13 protein-coding genes are annotated in these 15,578 nt (G+C 44.1%); 7 read left to right on the forward strand and 6 right to left on the reverse strand.

All coding sequences use genetic code 11. The annotated features are described in order from the left end of the window. Position 1: 1 nt before the first annotated feature. Entirely contained in the window at positions 2–757 is a 756-nt protein-coding gene (locus ACOOFG_RS00980; protein WP_420421782.1) for an ABC transporter ATP-binding protein, read from the forward strand. 55 nt (positions 758–812) lie between these two features. Here ACOOFG_RS00980 and ACOOFG_RS00985 read toward each other — a convergent pair whose 3' ends face one another. The 4 genes from ACOOFG_RS00985 to ACOOFG_RS01000 all read right to left on the reverse strand — a co-directional run bounded on the left by ACOOFG_RS00985 (position 813) and on the right by ACOOFG_RS01000 (position 4,723). Then, positions 813–1,955 (reverse strand): ATP-binding protein, encoded by a 1,143-nt coding sequence (locus tag ACOOFG_RS00985; protein WP_420421783.1) that lies wholly within the window; start codon positions 1,953–1,955, stop codon positions 813–815. A gap of 140 nt (positions 1,956–2,095) precedes the next feature. Next, positions 2,096–3,166, reverse strand: a complete 1,071-nt coding sequence (locus ACOOFG_RS00990) for an alpha-ketoacid dehydrogenase subunit beta (protein WP_420421784.1) — start codon at positions 3,164–3,166, stop codon at positions 2,096–2,098. Positions 3,167–3,173: 7 nt separating this feature from the next. Then, positions 3,174–4,127: a thiamine pyrophosphate-dependent dehydrogenase E1 component subunit alpha gene (locus tag ACOOFG_RS00995; protein ID WP_420421785.1), complete on the reverse strand. Its 954-nt coding sequence runs from the start codon at positions 4,125–4,127 to the stop codon at positions 3,174–3,176. Next, positions 4,124–4,723 (reverse strand): hypothetical protein, encoded by a 600-nt coding sequence (locus ACOOFG_RS01000; RefSeq protein ID WP_420421786.1) that lies wholly within the window; start codon positions 4,721–4,723, stop codon positions 4,124–4,126. Before ACOOFG_RS01000 ends, ACOOFG_RS00995 begins: the two co-directional genes overlap by 4 nt. 102 nt (positions 4,724–4,825) lie before the next feature. Between ACOOFG_RS01000 and ACOOFG_RS01005 the strand changes: the two genes are divergently transcribed. After that, on the forward strand, positions 4,826–5,947 hold the full coding sequence (locus ACOOFG_RS01005; protein ID WP_420421787.1) for a glycosyltransferase family 4 protein: 1,122 nt from the start codon (positions 4,826–4,828) through the stop codon (positions 5,945–5,947). On the opposite strand, the gene ACOOFG_RS01010 is transcribed toward ACOOFG_RS01005, so the two are convergent. Then, positions 5,892–7,151: an O-antigen ligase family protein gene (locus ACOOFG_RS01010; RefSeq protein ID WP_420421788.1), complete on the reverse strand. Its 1,260-nt coding sequence runs from the start codon at positions 7,149–7,151 to the stop codon at positions 5,892–5,894. The two genes, ACOOFG_RS01005 and ACOOFG_RS01010, sit on opposite strands and share 56 nt — an antisense overlap. A 139-nt stretch (positions 7,152–7,290) precedes the next feature. On the opposite strand from ACOOFG_RS01010, the gene ACOOFG_RS01015 reads away from it, so the two are divergent. Continuing rightward, complete coding sequence (locus ACOOFG_RS01015; RefSeq protein WP_420421789.1) at positions 7,291–8,040, forward strand: hypothetical protein; 750 nt, start codon at positions 7,291–7,293, stop codon at positions 8,038–8,040. Positions 8,041–8,167: 127 nt separating this feature from the next. Here ACOOFG_RS01015 and topA read toward each other — a convergent pair whose 3' ends face one another. Further along, positions 8,168–10,687 carry a type I DNA topoisomerase gene (gene topA / locus ACOOFG_RS01020; RefSeq protein ID WP_420421790.1) on the reverse strand — a complete coding sequence of 840 codons (2,520 nt, stop codon included), beginning with the start codon at positions 10,685–10,687 and terminating at the stop codon, positions 8,168–8,170. Positions 10,688–10,867: 180 nt separating this feature from the next. Here topA and ACOOFG_RS01025 point away from each other — a divergent pair, with 180 nt between their 5' ends. From ACOOFG_RS01025 to ACOOFG_RS01040, 4 genes are read left to right on the forward strand one after another with little or no spacing between them, the layout of a single operon-like run. Beyond that, the gene (locus tag ACOOFG_RS01025; protein WP_420421791.1) at positions 10,868–12,625 is read left to right on the forward strand and encodes a glycosyltransferase; all 1,758 of its coding nucleotides are present in this window, start codon (positions 10,868–10,870) and stop codon (positions 12,623–12,625) included. Beyond that, on the forward strand, positions 12,622–13,725 hold the full coding sequence (locus tag ACOOFG_RS01030; RefSeq protein WP_420421792.1) for a glycosyltransferase family 32 protein: 1,104 nt from the start codon (positions 12,622–12,624) through the stop codon (positions 13,723–13,725). The genes ACOOFG_RS01025 and ACOOFG_RS01030 overlap by 4 nt, the downstream gene beginning before the upstream one ends. Next, on the forward strand, positions 13,722–14,792 hold the full coding sequence (locus ACOOFG_RS01035; RefSeq protein ID WP_420421793.1) for a glycosyltransferase family 32 protein: 1,071 nt from the start codon (positions 13,722–13,724) through the stop codon (positions 14,790–14,792). Before ACOOFG_RS01030 ends, ACOOFG_RS01035 begins: the two co-directional genes overlap by 4 nt. Continuing rightward, complete coding sequence (locus ACOOFG_RS01040; RefSeq protein WP_420421794.1) at positions 14,789–15,559, forward strand: hypothetical protein; 771 nt, start codon at positions 14,789–14,791, stop codon at positions 15,557–15,559. The genes ACOOFG_RS01035 and ACOOFG_RS01040 overlap by 4 nt, the downstream gene beginning before the upstream one ends. Positions 15,560–15,578: the final 19 nt, after the last annotated feature.

Raw genomic sequence — 15,578 nt, forward strand, 5'->3', positions numbered from 1 at the left:
AATGGCTCAGATTGATTTTGAAGAAATGGTTTTAGATTTTCCTGTCTACAGCGCGTCAAATCATCGCTCGCTGAAGAAGGAACTTGTCCGTGTGGCCACGGGAGGATTGATCAAACGTAATCCTAAGGATATGTTTGAAATCCGAGCCATTGATGGCCTTTCTTTGACGATTGAACATGGAACGCGGCTGGGACTTATTGGCCACAATGGGGCTGGCAAGAGCACGTTATTGCGGATGATCACCGGAATTTACATGCCAACACTTGGTTCAATTCAGGTGGATGGAACGGTAACAGCGCTCCTTGACGTGATGTTTGCCATGTACGAAGACTTGACAGGCTATGAAAACATCTTGCTGCGTGGAACGCTGCATGGCCTTCCTTCAAAAGAAGTCAAAGAGAAGGAAGAACAGATTATCAAGAATTCGGGGCTTGGGGACTACATCCACATGCCACTCCGAACTTACTCAACAGGAATGAAGGTTCGTCTTGCGTTTAGCATCAACACCTGTATTCAGCCGCAGATCTTAATTATGGATGAGCTGGTGGGGGCTGGTGATGAGTCATTCAAAGAAGAGGCGAAGGAAAAACTCGATTCCCTAATCTCATCTTCTGAGATTTTCATTATTGCATCGCACAATACCGATTGGATCAAAGACAACTGTAATAAGGTCCTTTGGCTAGAGGCGGGCAAACCCAAGTTTTACGGCGATGTCGAAAAAGGTATCGACCGCTACGTCCAATCTTGTCATTCATAAAACAGAGATCAAGTTGGACAAATATGCGATTGAGTCGCAGATTTGGCCGATTGAATTACTTTAGACCAAGGTAGTTTTCTAAACCTTGGACGCGGACTTTGGGTGTTAAAGGATAGTTTTCATCCCCTGGAACAATAACTGTTAGCTTATCAAGCTGGAGAAGCTCCATTGCTTGCGTCATAGACCGGGTCACTTTAGGTGAGTCTGTGTACTTGATTTCAAAACCAAGTTTTTTTCCATTTTGCAAGAGAAGAAGGTCGAGCTCAGCTTCGCTGTGTATTCCCCAAAAGTAGGCTTCGTCGCTTGATGTTTGATGAAATCTTAAGACTTCTTCAAGTGCGAGGCCTTCCCAGGATGCTCCGAGTTTGGGGTGGTTCATGAGATCTGTCATGGTTGGAACACCGAGAAGTGTGTGAAGAATTCCCATGTCGCGGAAATAAACCTTAGGAGTTTTGACTTGTCTTTTTTTTATATTTTCAAGCCAAGGAGAAAGTTCACGGATCATGAAGGTTCCTGAAAGAATATCTAGGTATCGCCGGCTTGTTGTATGCGAGATGCCTAAGGAGTTGCCGATCTCTGAAGCGTTAAAGGAGTTGCCATGGTAATGGGCGAGCATCATGTAGAAACGGCGCAATGTTCTAGGAGGAATCGTGATTCCTAAATTGGGGATGTCTCTTTCTAGAAAAGTGGCGATGTAGGCTTGCCGCCATTCGAAGCTTTTTGTATCTGATGTGGCGAGAAAAGATTTGGGAAATCCTCCTCTAAGCCAGGCGGTTTTGAGGTCGTTTGATTCTGGAAGGGAAAAGGGGGTGAGTTCTAGGTAATGAATTCTTCCAGCTAGTGATTCAGAGGATTGTTTGATGAGATCTCGGGAGGCACTTCCTAAAATCAAAAAGCGTTGATTTCTCTTTTGGTCGACGATGACACGGAGGATGGGGAAAAGGTCAGGAAGTCTTTGGACTTCGTCGATAATGATTGTTCCTTCAATTTCTTCTAAGGCAAGGATAGGAGATTCTAATCTGGCGAGGTGACGAGGATCTTCAAGGTCAAAGTAGGTAAAGGACTTGCTTTTCTTAAAGTGCTCTTTGTACATCCGAGCTAAGGTCGTTTTTCCACATTGTCGAGGCCCCAATATTGCGACTACTGGGTGGACTTCAAAGGCCTCTTCGATCTTTTCAATGAAGTGATTTCTGTCCATATTTTTCTGAAAATTGAGTGTTTGATGTTCAATTTTCATTATATCAAAAAGAGTGTTATTATGAAAATTGCAAGATCAACGTTCAATTTTCATAAAATATTATCTAATAATTTTTGGTTAAATAGCTTAAGGTTAAACGTTTAGAATGGGCCTTGCAGGGAAGGATCTGGGACGTCGAGTGGCCCGTCGTTGCGGTACTCGAGCAGCTCTTCTAGTAAGGCCTGAGCTTTAGAGGGGATGCGCATCATACGGAATGCTTCAAAAGCAATCATCTTAGCAGTAGGGTAGTAGTGGTTGGCAAGCGACCAACTTGTCGGGTTGTTGCGGTCGGGATAGGCGACGCGAACGGGTGGTGCTTTCAGATCGCTAAAGGCTTCTTCGGTAAGGGTCGCAAGAACTTCGGCTGCAAAACCACAAGTTTTCCAATCGCCATCTGCGACAATCACGCGTCCGGTACGGCGGACTGATTTGATGAGGGTTTCTTTGTCGAGGGGTTTGATCGTACGAAGGTCGATCACTTCAGCAGAAATCTGGTCATTTTCGAGAAGGTGAGCCGCTTTGATAGCTTCGAGCGTCATGTGTGATGAAGCGATGATGGTGATGTCACTTCCTTCTTGTACGATTTTTGCTTTGCCAATACCTTCGACGCCATTTTCTTCAGGAACGGGACCGTAGGTTTCATGAAGCCAACGGTGTTCCATGAAGACGACGGGGTTGTTGTCCTTGACAGCAGAAAGAAGAAGGCCTTTTGCATCGGAAGATGTTGCAGGCATGACGACTTTTAAGCCGGGAATGTGGGCAAAAAGGCTGTGGAGTGATTGAGAGTGTTGAGGACCTTGTCCCCATCCACGTCCCATGATGAGACGGATGACGAGGGGGACGGTGAGTTTGCCTGCAGACATGTAATTCCACTTTGCACCGTTATTGATGAGTTGATCAAAAGCGCGGAGGAAAAAGTCGACGCGGTGAAAGCAAAGAATGGGACGCATCCCTGCGATGGCGCTTCCAATGGCAACGCCAGTGAGGGCGTTTTCAGAAAGAGGCATGTCCATGACACGATCGGGTCCGAATTGATCACGCAGTCCAGCAACGGTTCCGTATATGGCTTTGGGTCCGGTTGCACCTTGCCCCATGAAGTAAACGGTAGGGTCGGCTTCCATGACTTCTCGGGTGGCGGCTAAGATGGCGTCTTTGTATTTCATTTCTTTCATGTGGACCTCACTCTGCATAAGCTTTTTCATCATCAAGATCAAAGGTGGGGAAGGGACTTTCTTCTGCTAGTAAGAAGCTGTAGTCGATTTCAGATGTGATTTTTGCTTCCATCACTTCGATTCCTTCGTTTGTGAGCACTTGTTCTGCGATTAATTTTTCTTTGTAAAATTTAAGAGGGCAGTGATCTTCTAATGTGACCTGGCTTTCTTCTGTATCAGAGTGTTTTCTCTTAATATGTTCATGGAGCCGGTAAGTTTCGAGTTCTAGAAAGGTGGGGCCTTTTCCGTTTCGGACGTGATCGATTGCTTTTTTGGCAAGCTCATGGGTTTCTTCTAAATCGTTTCCATTTCCTGATAGTGTTTTAAGGCCGTGTGCCTGCGCAATTTTTACCCGATCGCGGTTTTCTGCGTGGCGCTCTTTGGCAAATGGGTGGGTTTTGTACTGATTGTTTTCACAGATGAAGAGGAGGGGAAGGTTTTTGAGAGCGGCAAAGTTCAGCGTTTCAGAAAAAATCCCTTCTTCGGTAGCGGCTTCTCCAAAAAAGACAGCACAGATGGCAGAAGAGTGTTGCATTTGCTGGGCTAATGCAAAACCAGCAGCAACTGGCAAGCTTCCTGCAGCAAGGGGGCTTCCCCCTTGAAAACCCGCATCGAGATCGATGAGGTGCATGGAACCGCCACGCCCCTTTGTGCAACCATCTTTTTTTCCGTAAAGCTCAGCGATCATTTTGTGAAAGTCGCCTCCTTTAGCGAGGTAATGTGCGTGTGAGCGATGATTGCTAAAAACTCCGTCTTCTTTTTCGAGCTGGGAGCAAACGCCAACAGCAATGGCTTCTTGGCCAATGCTTAGGTGGATTGGGCAACGCATTTTTTGCTGTTTATAATGCGTACCGATGGCTTCTTCAATGCGCCTAATCCGGAGCATTGCGTTAAAAAGTGTGCGTTGCATGTCTTGGTTCATATGCGCAATCCCGTTGGCAAAGTTTGGGTTTTAATTTTTGTCAGGAGTAGCTCTGGCTCAAAATGTGGAGGCGTTTCGTAAAAGAACCAAGATTCAATGATCGTTGCTATGAGAGAAAACTGTCCTGTTTGAACGAGGTTTTGATCTGCTTTGTCAAAGTGAATGTTTAAGTCTCCGAGTTCAACCAAAGGATTATCCCGTTGGCCACCCGAGAATGTAATCAGGGGAACGTCTTGTTCCTTGGCCATTGCTGCAGCACCCAATGTGTTAGGAGAAACCTCTAAGTCACTTAACGTGATGAGAAGATCGGTTTTATTGAGGAGCAGGGCGAGGTGCAGTGTCATATCTTCATGGGCAGGGTCGAGTCCACGAGCAGAAATTCCAAGCTGGGTGATTAAGGTATTGGCAAAGTAAGTCGCTAGAGCTCCATTGTTTTCGCTTGGAACGACATAGACCATTCCTTCACTTTCCTTTACTTGGAGGAGGAAGGCTTGAAATAGCTGCAAGAGCTGTGTATGAGTGAGAGTGCGATCGGGGGTGGTGATTAACCCACCATCAATCATCTCTCGCATCAGGGTCCATCTTTCTGAAAACATGATCTTATCTCACGATTTTGAAGAAAACTTAACATAGTCGTCGTTCTGGCTGCAAGAGAAAAGCCATATCGGGTATACTGGGGCTACAGCATAGGATGGCTCATGAAAGTTGCTCTTGTACACGATTGGCTTGTTAAATTTGGTGGCGCAGAAAAAGTTCTCGAAGCCATGTCTGAGGTGTATCCCTCAAAAATTTATACGCTTGTAGCAGATCGAGCAAATTTGAAGGGAAGCCATTTCGAAGACAAGGAAATTAAAACTTCCTTTATTCAGAAGCTCCCTCGGGCCAAAAAAAAATATCGGTCGTACCTTCCTTTTTTTCCTCTTGCAATCGAGCAGTTTGATCTCAGTGACTACGATTTGATTGTCTCCAGTTCCCATTCGATTGCGAAAGGGGTGCTCACCCATGCTGACCAGTTTCACATCTGTTACTGTCACACACCGATGCGCTATGCGTGGGACCTCTACCAGCAGTATTTGCGAGAAGCAAAGCTCAAGAGCGGTCCAAAGGGAATCTTGGCGAAGTTTTTCCTGCACTATTTGCGCATTTGGGATGCACATGCTGCAACCCGTGTCAATGCGTATGTTGCCAACTCTGAGTTTGTTGCGCGTAGGATTCAAAAACTCTATGGCCAAGAATCGACTGTGGTTTATCCTCCTGTCAATGTAGAAAACTTTGAGCTTTGTGCAACGAAAGACGATTACTATCTAACTGCTGCACGATTTGTGCCTTACAAAAAAATCGACATGATCGTCGAAACCTTTCGCCACTTCCCTGACCGCAAGCTTGTTGTCATTGGAGATGGTCCTGATTTTGACAAGATCAAAGAAAAGGCTGGAAAGAATGTCGAACTACTTGGTTATCAAGATGACAATGTTTTGAAGGAGATGCTGAAAAAAGCGCGTGCGTTCCTTTATGCAGCAGTTGAAGACTTTGGGATTCTTCCTGTCGAAGCTCAAGCGTGTGGTACGCCCGTCATTGCCTACGGCAAAGGGGGCGTCTGTGAAACCATTGCGCCGAATCGGACAGGACTCTTTTTTGACGAGCAAACTCCAACTGCCTTAGGAAAGGCCATTCAAGGGTTTGAACAAAAGCGTGATCAGTTTGATCCAAGCGTGATCCATGCCCATGCGCAACCTTTTGCCTTAAGTCGGTTTCAACAAGAATTTAAAACGCTTGTTGAAGAGAAGTATCAGGCTTTCTTGCAAAGAGACTCATATTAAACAAGAGAAACACCATCCATGTCAGGTGGTGGTTGATGTTGTGATTGGTAAGCGCAAAAGAAAAGACATGAATGAGTCCAAGTACAATCACGCGATTGGAAAAAAGTTCCTCAGCTGATGCCCAGCGTTTCCGAAAGATTTTTTTGATCCCAATTTGATGCTGAAAAAAGTAAGCAAGTCCAAAAAACAGCAGCGTTAAACATCCTATCAGCCCAAGTTCTGCAAAGAGTTCGATGTAGACATTGTGGACGTAAAACAAAGTTCCAAAGCCTCGCCCAAATAGGGGAAAGGTGTTAAAAGCGTCGAGACTTTCTTGCCAGTGCTCAAAACGGAGTTGCATTGAAACATCTTTGTAATGGCTGGGTTTGAAACTACTCGTTAAAATTTCCAAGACCAGTTCTAACCGATCACCCATCATGATAAAGAAGACCATCACAACTGCAAGTCCTAAAAAAGAGAGGTACCGAAATGATTTGGAGACGCAAAAGATGTAAAGAAGGGCGAAGACAAATGCAAGATATGCGGCACGTGTTGTCGATAAAAGAAGGGCACCTAACGTCAAACCAAAAAAGCAATAGAGGCTTTTCTTTGAGAGTCCCAATTGAAATGTAGGATTCTTTCGCTCAACAATAAGCAAGAGTAAAATGGAGGCAACAAAGCTTGCAACAATTCCATATTCATTGGGGTAGGAGCCAGGAGAAAATCGAAGAATTCCCCATCCCTTTTGCGTAATAACAGTGAACTTATCAACCGTTTCCCATGAAAAGACTTTTAAATAGTACCCTGCAAAGAGCGCATATCCCACAAGTACAGAAATAAAAAATGCCGCTAAATAAATCCGGATCAGCCGTTTTTTTTCTTCAGCCATCAATCGATCACGCAAACAAAATGCCGCTCCAAACATGAATAAGACTTCGCAAGCAAAAAGTCCTACGCGGCTGACTAAAGTCTCTTCAAAATGAAGTGCAGGACGGTTGATGCAGAAGTAGGCTGAAGCGAGGGCGTAGAGGAAAAAGGGTAAGAAGAGGAGCAGCGTTTTGAGTTCTTTGTAGTACAGCTTCGTGTAAAACAGGAAAAATGCGGGGAGCACAAAGTAAAAAGCTCTGAACTGGTAGGGCAAGAAGCTAGGGCAGAGGAGATTGCCTAAGGGACCTAAGAAAACAAACAGATAGATGAGAAAAACACGAAAATTTGCAAAATTCATGGTTCCATTTTCCTGAAGATAGGAGTTCAAGACAAGTAGAAATCTAATCAACTTAATATCAATGGCTTAACAAAATTGCATTCAATTTCAAATTTTGATATAATAGAACCATTGAAGATGGAAAAGAATCGGGGAGATCATGTCTTATGTACCACCAAGCGCTTCGAGTTACGAAGCTCAATTTACTCATTCAGAGCTATTTACTGACTACAGTCCGGTTGAGTGTATTGCATTTACCGTTGCAATTCTCTTTAGCGAAATGCAAGAGGGGCTGCGCAACTTTGTTGCCACAATCCAACTACTTGTTACAGACTGGACATCCAAGCCAATTGAGAAAGCGGAGAAACCCGACTCGAAGGGGCCGCTTGAGTCTAGTGCACTAGATATTAGTGGTTTCTTAGACGAATTTAATGTAGATGGTGATGATGGTTTTTCTCAAAAAGCCCAAAGGGCACTCGCCAATATCAATGAAGGCACGCAAATTAGAGGTGGGACCACTTCAACCTATATGGATCTTCTAGAGAAGCAATACGGCCAAAGAGCCTCATTCATTCATGCGCTTGTGTCTGAAGTGCTTCCAGATTCAAGTAACTTTGTAGAAAATTACATTAAGCCTGTGGTTGAGGATGCAGTCATCCAAGGAAAAGACTTTGTCTTCATCCCCGTGGTTTTTCAGTCAACAGTGGAACCCCATAACGTTTTGTACATTGTTAACATTAAAGATCAGGTCATTGAATATTATGACCCAAAAGGGACGGAAATTGGAGACCGAAAAATTCCTTTGCTTGATAAGAGCGTTCGAGAGTTTTCAGAAGAGCTAAGGGGTGCTTTAGAAGGAGTTCCGATTCAGCAGAGTGAAAGCCTCATCAAAACTTTTTCAATACAGTGAAATGTGGGTACTTTGTCATGCACGTGATGAAGCAGCGTCTCTTACACGACAATTTTCAGGAGACTATCAATGCTGTGGGTAGCTTTGATGCTGCTAAAAAAGACCTGACTGCGGATCTGAGAACTGATTAATCGATGTGTTTGCTGAGGACGCCGGCAAGTTTGAACATGTCAAGCGGCTCTGAGTTTCCAAAGACTTTTTCAAGTTTTTCATCGGGAACGATGAGTCGCTTGTTGCTTGGATCTTGAAGGTTGTGCGATTTGATGTATTCCCAAATCTTTTTTGTCACTTCCCCACGGGTGAGCTCTTTTTCTCCCACAACGGCTTGAAGTTCTTTGGAAAGTTTTTTGGCACGGCCACCGCCACCTGCTCGTTTACCCCCTTTCTTGGTTTTCTTTTGATAAGGAGTCTTGGGGTGATTTTGGTATTTCACTTCTAGTTGGTCGACTTCGTTGACGATGACGTCGCAATCGGGATAGTTAGAGCAGCTGAAAAAAGTTTTGCCCCAACGACTTTTACGGGCTTTAATTTGGCCGTCGCAGTCAATTGCGGGACAGTTCGGTAGATCATCTGGGATGATTTCCCCTTTTTTCGGGATGTTCACAATGCCGTTACAATCGGGATAGCGGCTGCAACCAAGAAAAGCTCCAAAGCGGCTAAAGCGGATTTGCATGGGGGATGAGCATTTGGTACAAGGTTGGTCCCAATCAAAGTCTTCGGCATATTCGTCCTTATTGAACTCGAGAGCTTCAATAGGGACGGTGAATTTACATTCAGGATAATTTGAACAGCCGTAGAAGTATTTGTCTCGTGCCCAGATCTTTTGCAGCTTATGACCACACTTAGGGCAGTTGATGTCGGTCATGATTTTTGGGACGAAGGCTTCTTTTTCTGCCTTTTCCATCACAGGAGCGAACTTTTCCCAAAAGCCGCCAACGAATTCTTTCCAATTCTTTTTGCTGTCAGCAATGTCGTCGAGCTCATCTTCCATTTTGGCAGTGAACTTGATATCCATGATCATGGTGAAATGGGTTTCAAGCATTTGTGCGATGATTTTTCCGAGCTCGGTAGGCTTGAGGGCGAGGCGTTCTTTGGTCGTGTAGGCGCGGCTATGAATTTTATTCATGATTGAGGCATAGGTGGACGGGCGACCTATTCCTGATTTTTCAAGCTCTTTAACAAGGGAAGCTTCTGTAAAGCGAGGGGGTGGTTTCGTGAAGGCTTGAGTAGAGGTGACTTCGATTAGCTCTAATGTCTTTCCTTCTTCCAGGTCTGGGAGGAGGTTTTCATCTTGCTTGGCTGGTTCTTCTTCAGTGTCTTCTTTTTCTTCGTAAACAGCGAGGAAGCCTTTGAATTTGATGATGGATCCGACAGCGCGAAGCGCCATTTTTTGATCGGTTTCGATTTGGCAAGAAACGGTGTCGTAGATGGCGGGGTTCATTTGTGAAGCTAAAAAGCGACGCCAGATGAGGAGGTAGAGTTTGTACTGGTCGATGGTGAGAGAAGATTTGATGACATCAGGCGGGTGACTTAAATTTGTTGGACGGATGGCCTCGTGGGCATCTTGTGCGCTTTTTTTAGTGGAGTACTGTTTTGGCTTAGCTGGAAGGTACTCTTTTCCGTAGGCACCATCAATTAGGTTCCGAGCTGCATTGATGGCTTCTGGTTCGATACGGACCGAGTCGGTACGCATGTAGGTGATCAAACCTTCAGTTCCCTCTTTTCCAAGATCGACCCCTTCGTAGAGGCTTTGGGCAATACTCATTGTCCGTTGCGCAGAGAATCCATAGTGGCGGCTCGCTTCTTGTTGCAGGGTAGAGGTGATAAATGGAGGGACAGGGTGCCGCTTTTTCTCTTTTTTCTCGACTTTTTGGATGGTATAGGTCGAGTGTTTGAGAGCTGCTGTGATTTTTTTCGCTTCGATTTCGTTGGGGATGGTGCAGATGTCTTTCCCTTTGACAGGTTCTTTCTCCACTTTTTTTCCATCGACAGAATAGAGGGCAGCTGGAAAGGCGCGCTCTTTAGGATTCGGACGGAGAATAGCACCGATATTCCAGTATTCAACAGGAACGAAAGCTTCAATTTCTTTTTCTCGGTCGACGACGAGCTTTAAGGCGACTGATTGGACCCTTCCTGCTGAGAGAGATCCCCCGCCGCTTCGCTTGATGCGTCTTTGGAGAAGAGGGGAGATTTTATAACCGACCATCCGATCGAGGAGGCGACGCGCTTGCTGCGCATCGACCAGAGATTGGTCAATGTTGCGCGGGTGTCTAATTGCTTCGGTGACAGCGTCTTTGGTGATCGCGTTGAAAGTCACTCGTTGCACATTGGGACCTTTTGGGAGAATGGCTGCAATGTGCCATGCAATGGCTTCCCCTTCACGGTCAGGGTCAGGAGAGAGGAAGACGGTGTCGCACTCTTTGGCGGTCTTTTTTAATTTGGAGATGACGTCTTTTTTGTCGGGGAGATTTTCGTAAACGGGCTCAAAGTCATTCTCGAGGTCGATTCCGAAACCTTTTTTTGGTAAATCGCGGATATGACCAACCGATGACTCAACATGGTAGTCATTGCCTAAAAACTTTTTAAGAGTCTTCACTTTCGTGGGAGACTCGACGATAATGAGCGTTTTGCCTTTTCCTTTGGCCATATTTTAAATAGTAACAAAGTTATCAGAAGCAGACTATAAGTTATTTTATTTTTTTTGAAAGATAAATCCAAAAAAAGAATGCAGCATAGGGGGAAGAAACATTTATGACAAGCGCTGATTTTTCTTGATCGAGAAAACTGAATGCCCTAACGTATGTCCTTAAAAAATTTTTGGAGTGCAATGAAGAAATTTTTATTCTTGCTCCTTCTTTTAGGACTCGGTTTTGGAATCGGGGTTTCTTATCAGCCTTTCAAAGATAAGCTACGAAAGGAACGCAAGCAAAGACAATATCGCATCGCTCGCAAAACGCACCCAATTCTCGGCAATAAGCCTTTCGTGATTGTGACGATGTCTTACAATAACGCTCCTTATGTCGAGAAAAATCTCATCTCGACTCTGCACCAGAACTATGACAACTTTCGTATTCTCTATATTGATGATGCTTCAGTTGACGGAACGAGTGACCAAGTCAAACAGTTTATCAAAGAGTATGACCATGAAGGGCGAGTCACCTTGATTGAAAATGCAACAAATCAAGGGGCCATGCATAACTTGTACCACGCAGTTCACAGCTGCAATAGCGAAGAGATCGTTGTCGTGGTCGATGGTGATGACTTTTTGGCGCATCCAGAAGTTTTAAATGAGCTCAATGCCTACTATGCGAATCCCGATGTGTGGTTAACGTATGGCAACTTTGCAGAGTATCCTTCTTATGCCAAAGGGACCGATCGAAAAGTCAGCGACTGCCGTCCGATCAATTTGAAAATTTTAAAAGAACGAGGCATAAGGCGTCACGCCTTTGTCACATCCCATCTGCGCACGTTTTATGCGGGTCTTTTCCAACAAGTGAAACTGCAAGACTTTTTGTATGAAGGAAAGTTTTTTGCCATTGGGTGTGATGTTGCTTCGATGCTTCCTATGATCGAGCTTGCTGGGGATCACTCTTACTTTGTTGAAGACATTCTTTACCTTTATAATACAGGGAATCCCAACTGTGACTTTAAAAAAGATTTAGATGGTCAGTTGACTATCGAGACCACTGTGCGGAACTTGCCAACTTATCGTCCACTCAATGATCACCCAAGTTTCGATTTTGCATATCAAGATGAATTTGTTGATTTAGCTGTTTTTTCCTACAATCGCCCATTGCAACTCTATGCATTTTTAGAGTCCTGTGAAAAATACACAAAAAACTTGCATCGGATTTTTGTGATCTATCGCAGTGGAAATGACCATTATGAGCAAGGTTACCATGAGGTCAAAGAAGCCTTCCCTCATGTGACTTATTTGAAACAGTCTGATGAAACCCCTTATGAAGACTTTGCTCCACTCTTGCGAAGTGCTGTGTTCAATCGGGACATGTCGACTGCCCGTTATGTGATCTTTGCTGTCGATGACATCGTTGTGAAAGACCAAATTGATTTTAAAGAAGGTGTGACGAAGCTCAAGCAAACAGGTGCTTACGGGCTCTATTATCGTATGGGAAGTCGCGTCAATTACTGTTACATGCAAGATTTAGATCAAGGGATTCCTCAAAGTTTAGAAATTGAAAAGGGACTTTACGCTTGGCAGTTTTCTTCTGGGAAAGGAGATTGGTGTTATCCTAACACTGTGGATATGGCGCTCTTTCGAAAAGAAGACATTTATCCTTATTTCCTCTGCATGAAATTTCACAATCCCAATATTCTTGAGGCCCTTTGGAACGAACATGCCGATTTGTCTCAGGTCGGCTTGTATTACGATGACACCAAGGTGGTAAACTTGCCGCTGAATATTGTGATGGAAAATGAATGGGTAAATGAACGGATTAGCAATGTTTCAACAAAGGACTTGCTCCAACTTTGGGAGAGTGGGCTGAAGATGGATATTGAGCCGCTTCATCAAATCGACAATCATTCTGTTCATGTTGAGTACGAACCGAGTTTTATAAAGAGATGAAAAAAGAACTGCTAATCTTTCTATTCATTTGTCCTCTAGTTTTTGTGTATGTTTTTTCAAGCCACGTCAAAAAGTCTCGCGCAATGCGCGCGCCCAAAGTGACCATGCAAGATTCGTTCGAACAGCTTTTAGGGAAAGATACCGTTGATTGGAACTACATTCAAACAAGACAAGACGCCCAGGATCTCGATTTTTATAAAACGGTGTACAAAAAGAACATCAATTTTCAATACGATTCTAGTCCGATCTTCCGCATCCCAAAAATCGTTCATCTTATCTGGCTGGGACCTCGTTCCTTTCCAATAGAATCTGTCGAAAACATTCGAACGTGGCAAGCTCATCATCCTGACTGGACGTTTTATTTTTGGACCGACCGCAAGCGGATGCCGCCATGCAATAACATGAAGGTCATGTTCATCAAAGATTTTGAATTTAAGTTTTTACAAACTGAGTTTGAAGAGTCGCGCAACTGGGGAGAAAAGTCGGACATCTTACGCTATGAGATCCTCTACCAAAAAGGGGGAGTCTACATTGACCATGATGCTAACTGTCTTCGTCCTTTTCATGGGCTGCACACAGGCTATGATTTTTATGCCTGCTTGGAAATGCCTCATGAAGAAATCGACTCATTGGCTTTAACGACAGGAGTTGGAATCATCGGTGCTAAACCCTACCATCCTGTTATTCGTGGGTCGATCCAGATGATCAGTGATCGATGGAAGCCGATGACAGAGCGGTTCAAAGGAACGGACCCTTTGATTCAAGCTCGCCTTGTTTCCTATAGAACTTATATTGCACTGACTCTTGCCCTTAGGAAGAACCTTAACCTCCCAGGGAATCGAGATATTATTTTTCCCGCTTGTTATTTCTATCCCAAGCACGGTCTTCCTGGTTTTTATTCTGAGCATTTCTATGGAACAACCTGGAACAATCTCGGGGAGACCCCTGTGGAACAACAGCTCATGCAGAAGTTGCGCCACTTGCGAAATCGAGATGCAAAAATCATCCGAGTTGAATTAATGTGTTTAATTGCCATCGTAGGATGCTTTATTTTATACTTTTTGATTAACCAAGCGATGAAAAAGGCAGCGCGCAAATGAAATCTTTTCTTTTATGGTTAACGCTCCCTCTCCTAATGTTCGGATGTGGAAAGCAAGAATCAGACAGCAAAAAAAACGACTTTAATTCGCTCATGGGAGCAAACACGTCTGTTTGGAAGTTTGTTGAAACCCATGAAGATTTTCAAAATATGCGCTTTTTCAAAGAGATCTATGAAAAAAACAAGCATCTCCAATTTCAAAAACAAGAAGAGCTGTCCATTCCCAAAGTGATTCACTTTATATGGGTAGGCCCGAATCCATTTCCACAAGAGTCGGTCCAAAATGTTTATTCTTGGGTTGAAAATCACCCCCATTGGACCATCAAGTTTTGGACAGATCGAAAGCGTCCTTTGCCACACCCGAAAATGCAACTTAAGCTCATTTCTGAGTTTCAATTTGAGCATTTGCGTGATTTTTATGATGACTCAGATAACTACGCAGAAAAATCTGATTTGCTGCGCTATGAGATCTTAAATCAAGAAGGTGGGCTCTACGTTGACCATGATGTGAAATGTTTCAAACCCTTCACTCCTTTTCACTACAATTTCGACCTCTATTGCGGGCTTGAGCCTCCACACCAACCTGTATTGAGTAGCTCAATCTCGGTTAACAACAACATCATTGGAGTTGTTCCGCGTCACCCCGTTATGGCAAAGTGTATTGCCAACGTGGAGGAAAGATGGGCGGACGTGGCCTCTGCTTATCCTGGAGACGATAAAGATTCGATCATTTATCGGGTCGGGCATCGTAGTTTTGCTTCTTTTGATGATGCTGTTAGAGAATTGGGTAAGAAGACGGAGCTGAGAGATATCATCTTTCCAGCTGCCTATTTCAATCGGATTGATGACCGTTTTGCTCTCTATGCACATCATTATTATGCTTCAACTTGGTTTGAGGACGAGACGAAATTTGAAAGAAATGTCAGACGTCGTCTTGTTTCGATTTCCAGGAAAAATAATCAAATTCTCCTCTTTAATGCGGTGATTTTGACGGCTAACCTCTTTTTGTTTGGGTGCTTAGTCTTTCAATTCCGCCATATCCGACGCTTCACGAAAAGTAGAAAATGACTCCAGAAAAACTGAAAGAATTGGGTGAAGCTGGCTGGATCATTGGTCCTGATGAGACAATCGAAGGGTTTGTCAAGCGGATTGACATCCAGACGAGTTTTTCTAAGGGAAATCTCGAATCCATCAAGGATAGCCCTGAGGTCATGCGCCAGATACATGAAAGATTGCAGGTAGATCCCTGTTGGATTCAAGTCCGGTACTCGAATAAGGGACTCAAGCTTTGGGAAGGAGCGGCCTCTTGGATCATGGACTATGGAAATTGGATCCAACTTCGAAACAGTTTTAAGAAAGGATCTTTTCTTGGTTATGACCGGGGTGATGTCATTTTTCATGAAGCGATCCATAGTTTGCGCTTTACCTTTGAAGAGCCTCGTTTTGAAGAGATTATTGCTCACTCGTTTACGAAAAAAAGGTGGCGTCGGTATTTAGGCCCCTTATTCACAACACCGAAGCAGGCTTATATTTTCTTAACCACACTTTTTCTCACTCCTTTTGCTCCCATCATACCTACTGGGTATCTAATATGGAGGATTGGGGTTTTGATGCGGAGTCAGCGACTTTTCAAAAAGGCCCTGAAAAAAATTCAGGATCTTTTTCCCAAAACATCCTCTCATGCAGTTGTTCTTCGATTGACGGATGCGGAAATTCAACTCTTTGCTAAACAAGACTTAAAGACGGTGGAAGAGTACATCCAATCTCAAAGCGATAATCTTCGCTGGCAACAGCTTCTTGCGAATCTGAAAAATCCATTGACGATGGCACTTTAAAGCGGTATTGAAATTAGTA

Origin of the sequence: Simkania sp. (genome assembly GCF_965215465.1) — a bacterium.
Taxonomy (GTDB): domain Bacteria; phylum Chlamydiota; class Chlamydiia; order Chlamydiales; family Simkaniaceae; genus Simkania.

Coding starts and splice junctions, on each gene's coding strand:
- ACOOFG_RS00985 (WP_420421783.1), bottom strand. CDS start 1,955: ATGGACAGAAATCACTTCATTGAAAAGATCGAAGAGGCCTTTGAAGTC.
- ACOOFG_RS01005 (WP_420421787.1), top strand. CDS start 4,826: ATGAAAGTTGCTCTTGTACACGATTGGCTTGTTAAATTTGGTGGCGCA.
- ACOOFG_RS01010 (WP_420421788.1), bottom strand. CDS start 7,151: ATGAATTTTGCAAATTTTCGTGTTTTTCTCATCTATCTGTTTGTTTTC.
- ACOOFG_RS01015 (WP_420421789.1), top strand. CDS start 7,291: ATGTCTTATGTACCACCAAGCGCTTCGAGTTACGAAGCTCAATTTACT.
- ACOOFG_RS01040 (WP_420421794.1), top strand. CDS start 14,789: ATGACTCCAGAAAAACTGAAAGAATTGGGTGAAGCTGGCTGGATCATT.
- ACOOFG_RS00990 (WP_420421784.1), bottom strand. CDS start 3,166: ATGAAAGAAATGAAATACAAAGACGCCATCTTAGCCGCCACCCGAGAA.
- ACOOFG_RS00980 (WP_420421782.1), top strand. CDS start 2: ATGGCTCAGATTGATTTTGAAGAAATGGTTTTAGATTTTCCTGTCTAC.
- ACOOFG_RS01035 (WP_420421793.1), top strand. CDS start 13,722: ATGAAATCTTTTCTTTTATGGTTAACGCTCCCTCTCCTAATGTTCGGA.
- ACOOFG_RS01030 (WP_420421792.1), top strand. CDS start 12,622: ATGAAAAAAGAACTGCTAATCTTTCTATTCATTTGTCCTCTAGTTTTT.
- ACOOFG_RS01025 (WP_420421791.1), top strand. CDS start 10,868: ATGAAGAAATTTTTATTCTTGCTCCTTCTTTTAGGACTCGGTTTTGGA.
- ACOOFG_RS00995 (WP_420421785.1), bottom strand. CDS start 4,127: ATGAACCAAGACATGCAACGCACACTTTTTAACGCAATGCTCCGGATT.
- topA (WP_420421790.1), bottom strand. CDS start 10,687: ATGGCCAAAGGAAAAGGCAAAACGCTCATTATCGTCGAGTCTCCCACG.
- ACOOFG_RS01000 (WP_420421786.1), bottom strand. CDS start 4,723: ATGTTTTCAGAAAGATGGACCCTGATGCGAGAGATGATTGATGGTGGG.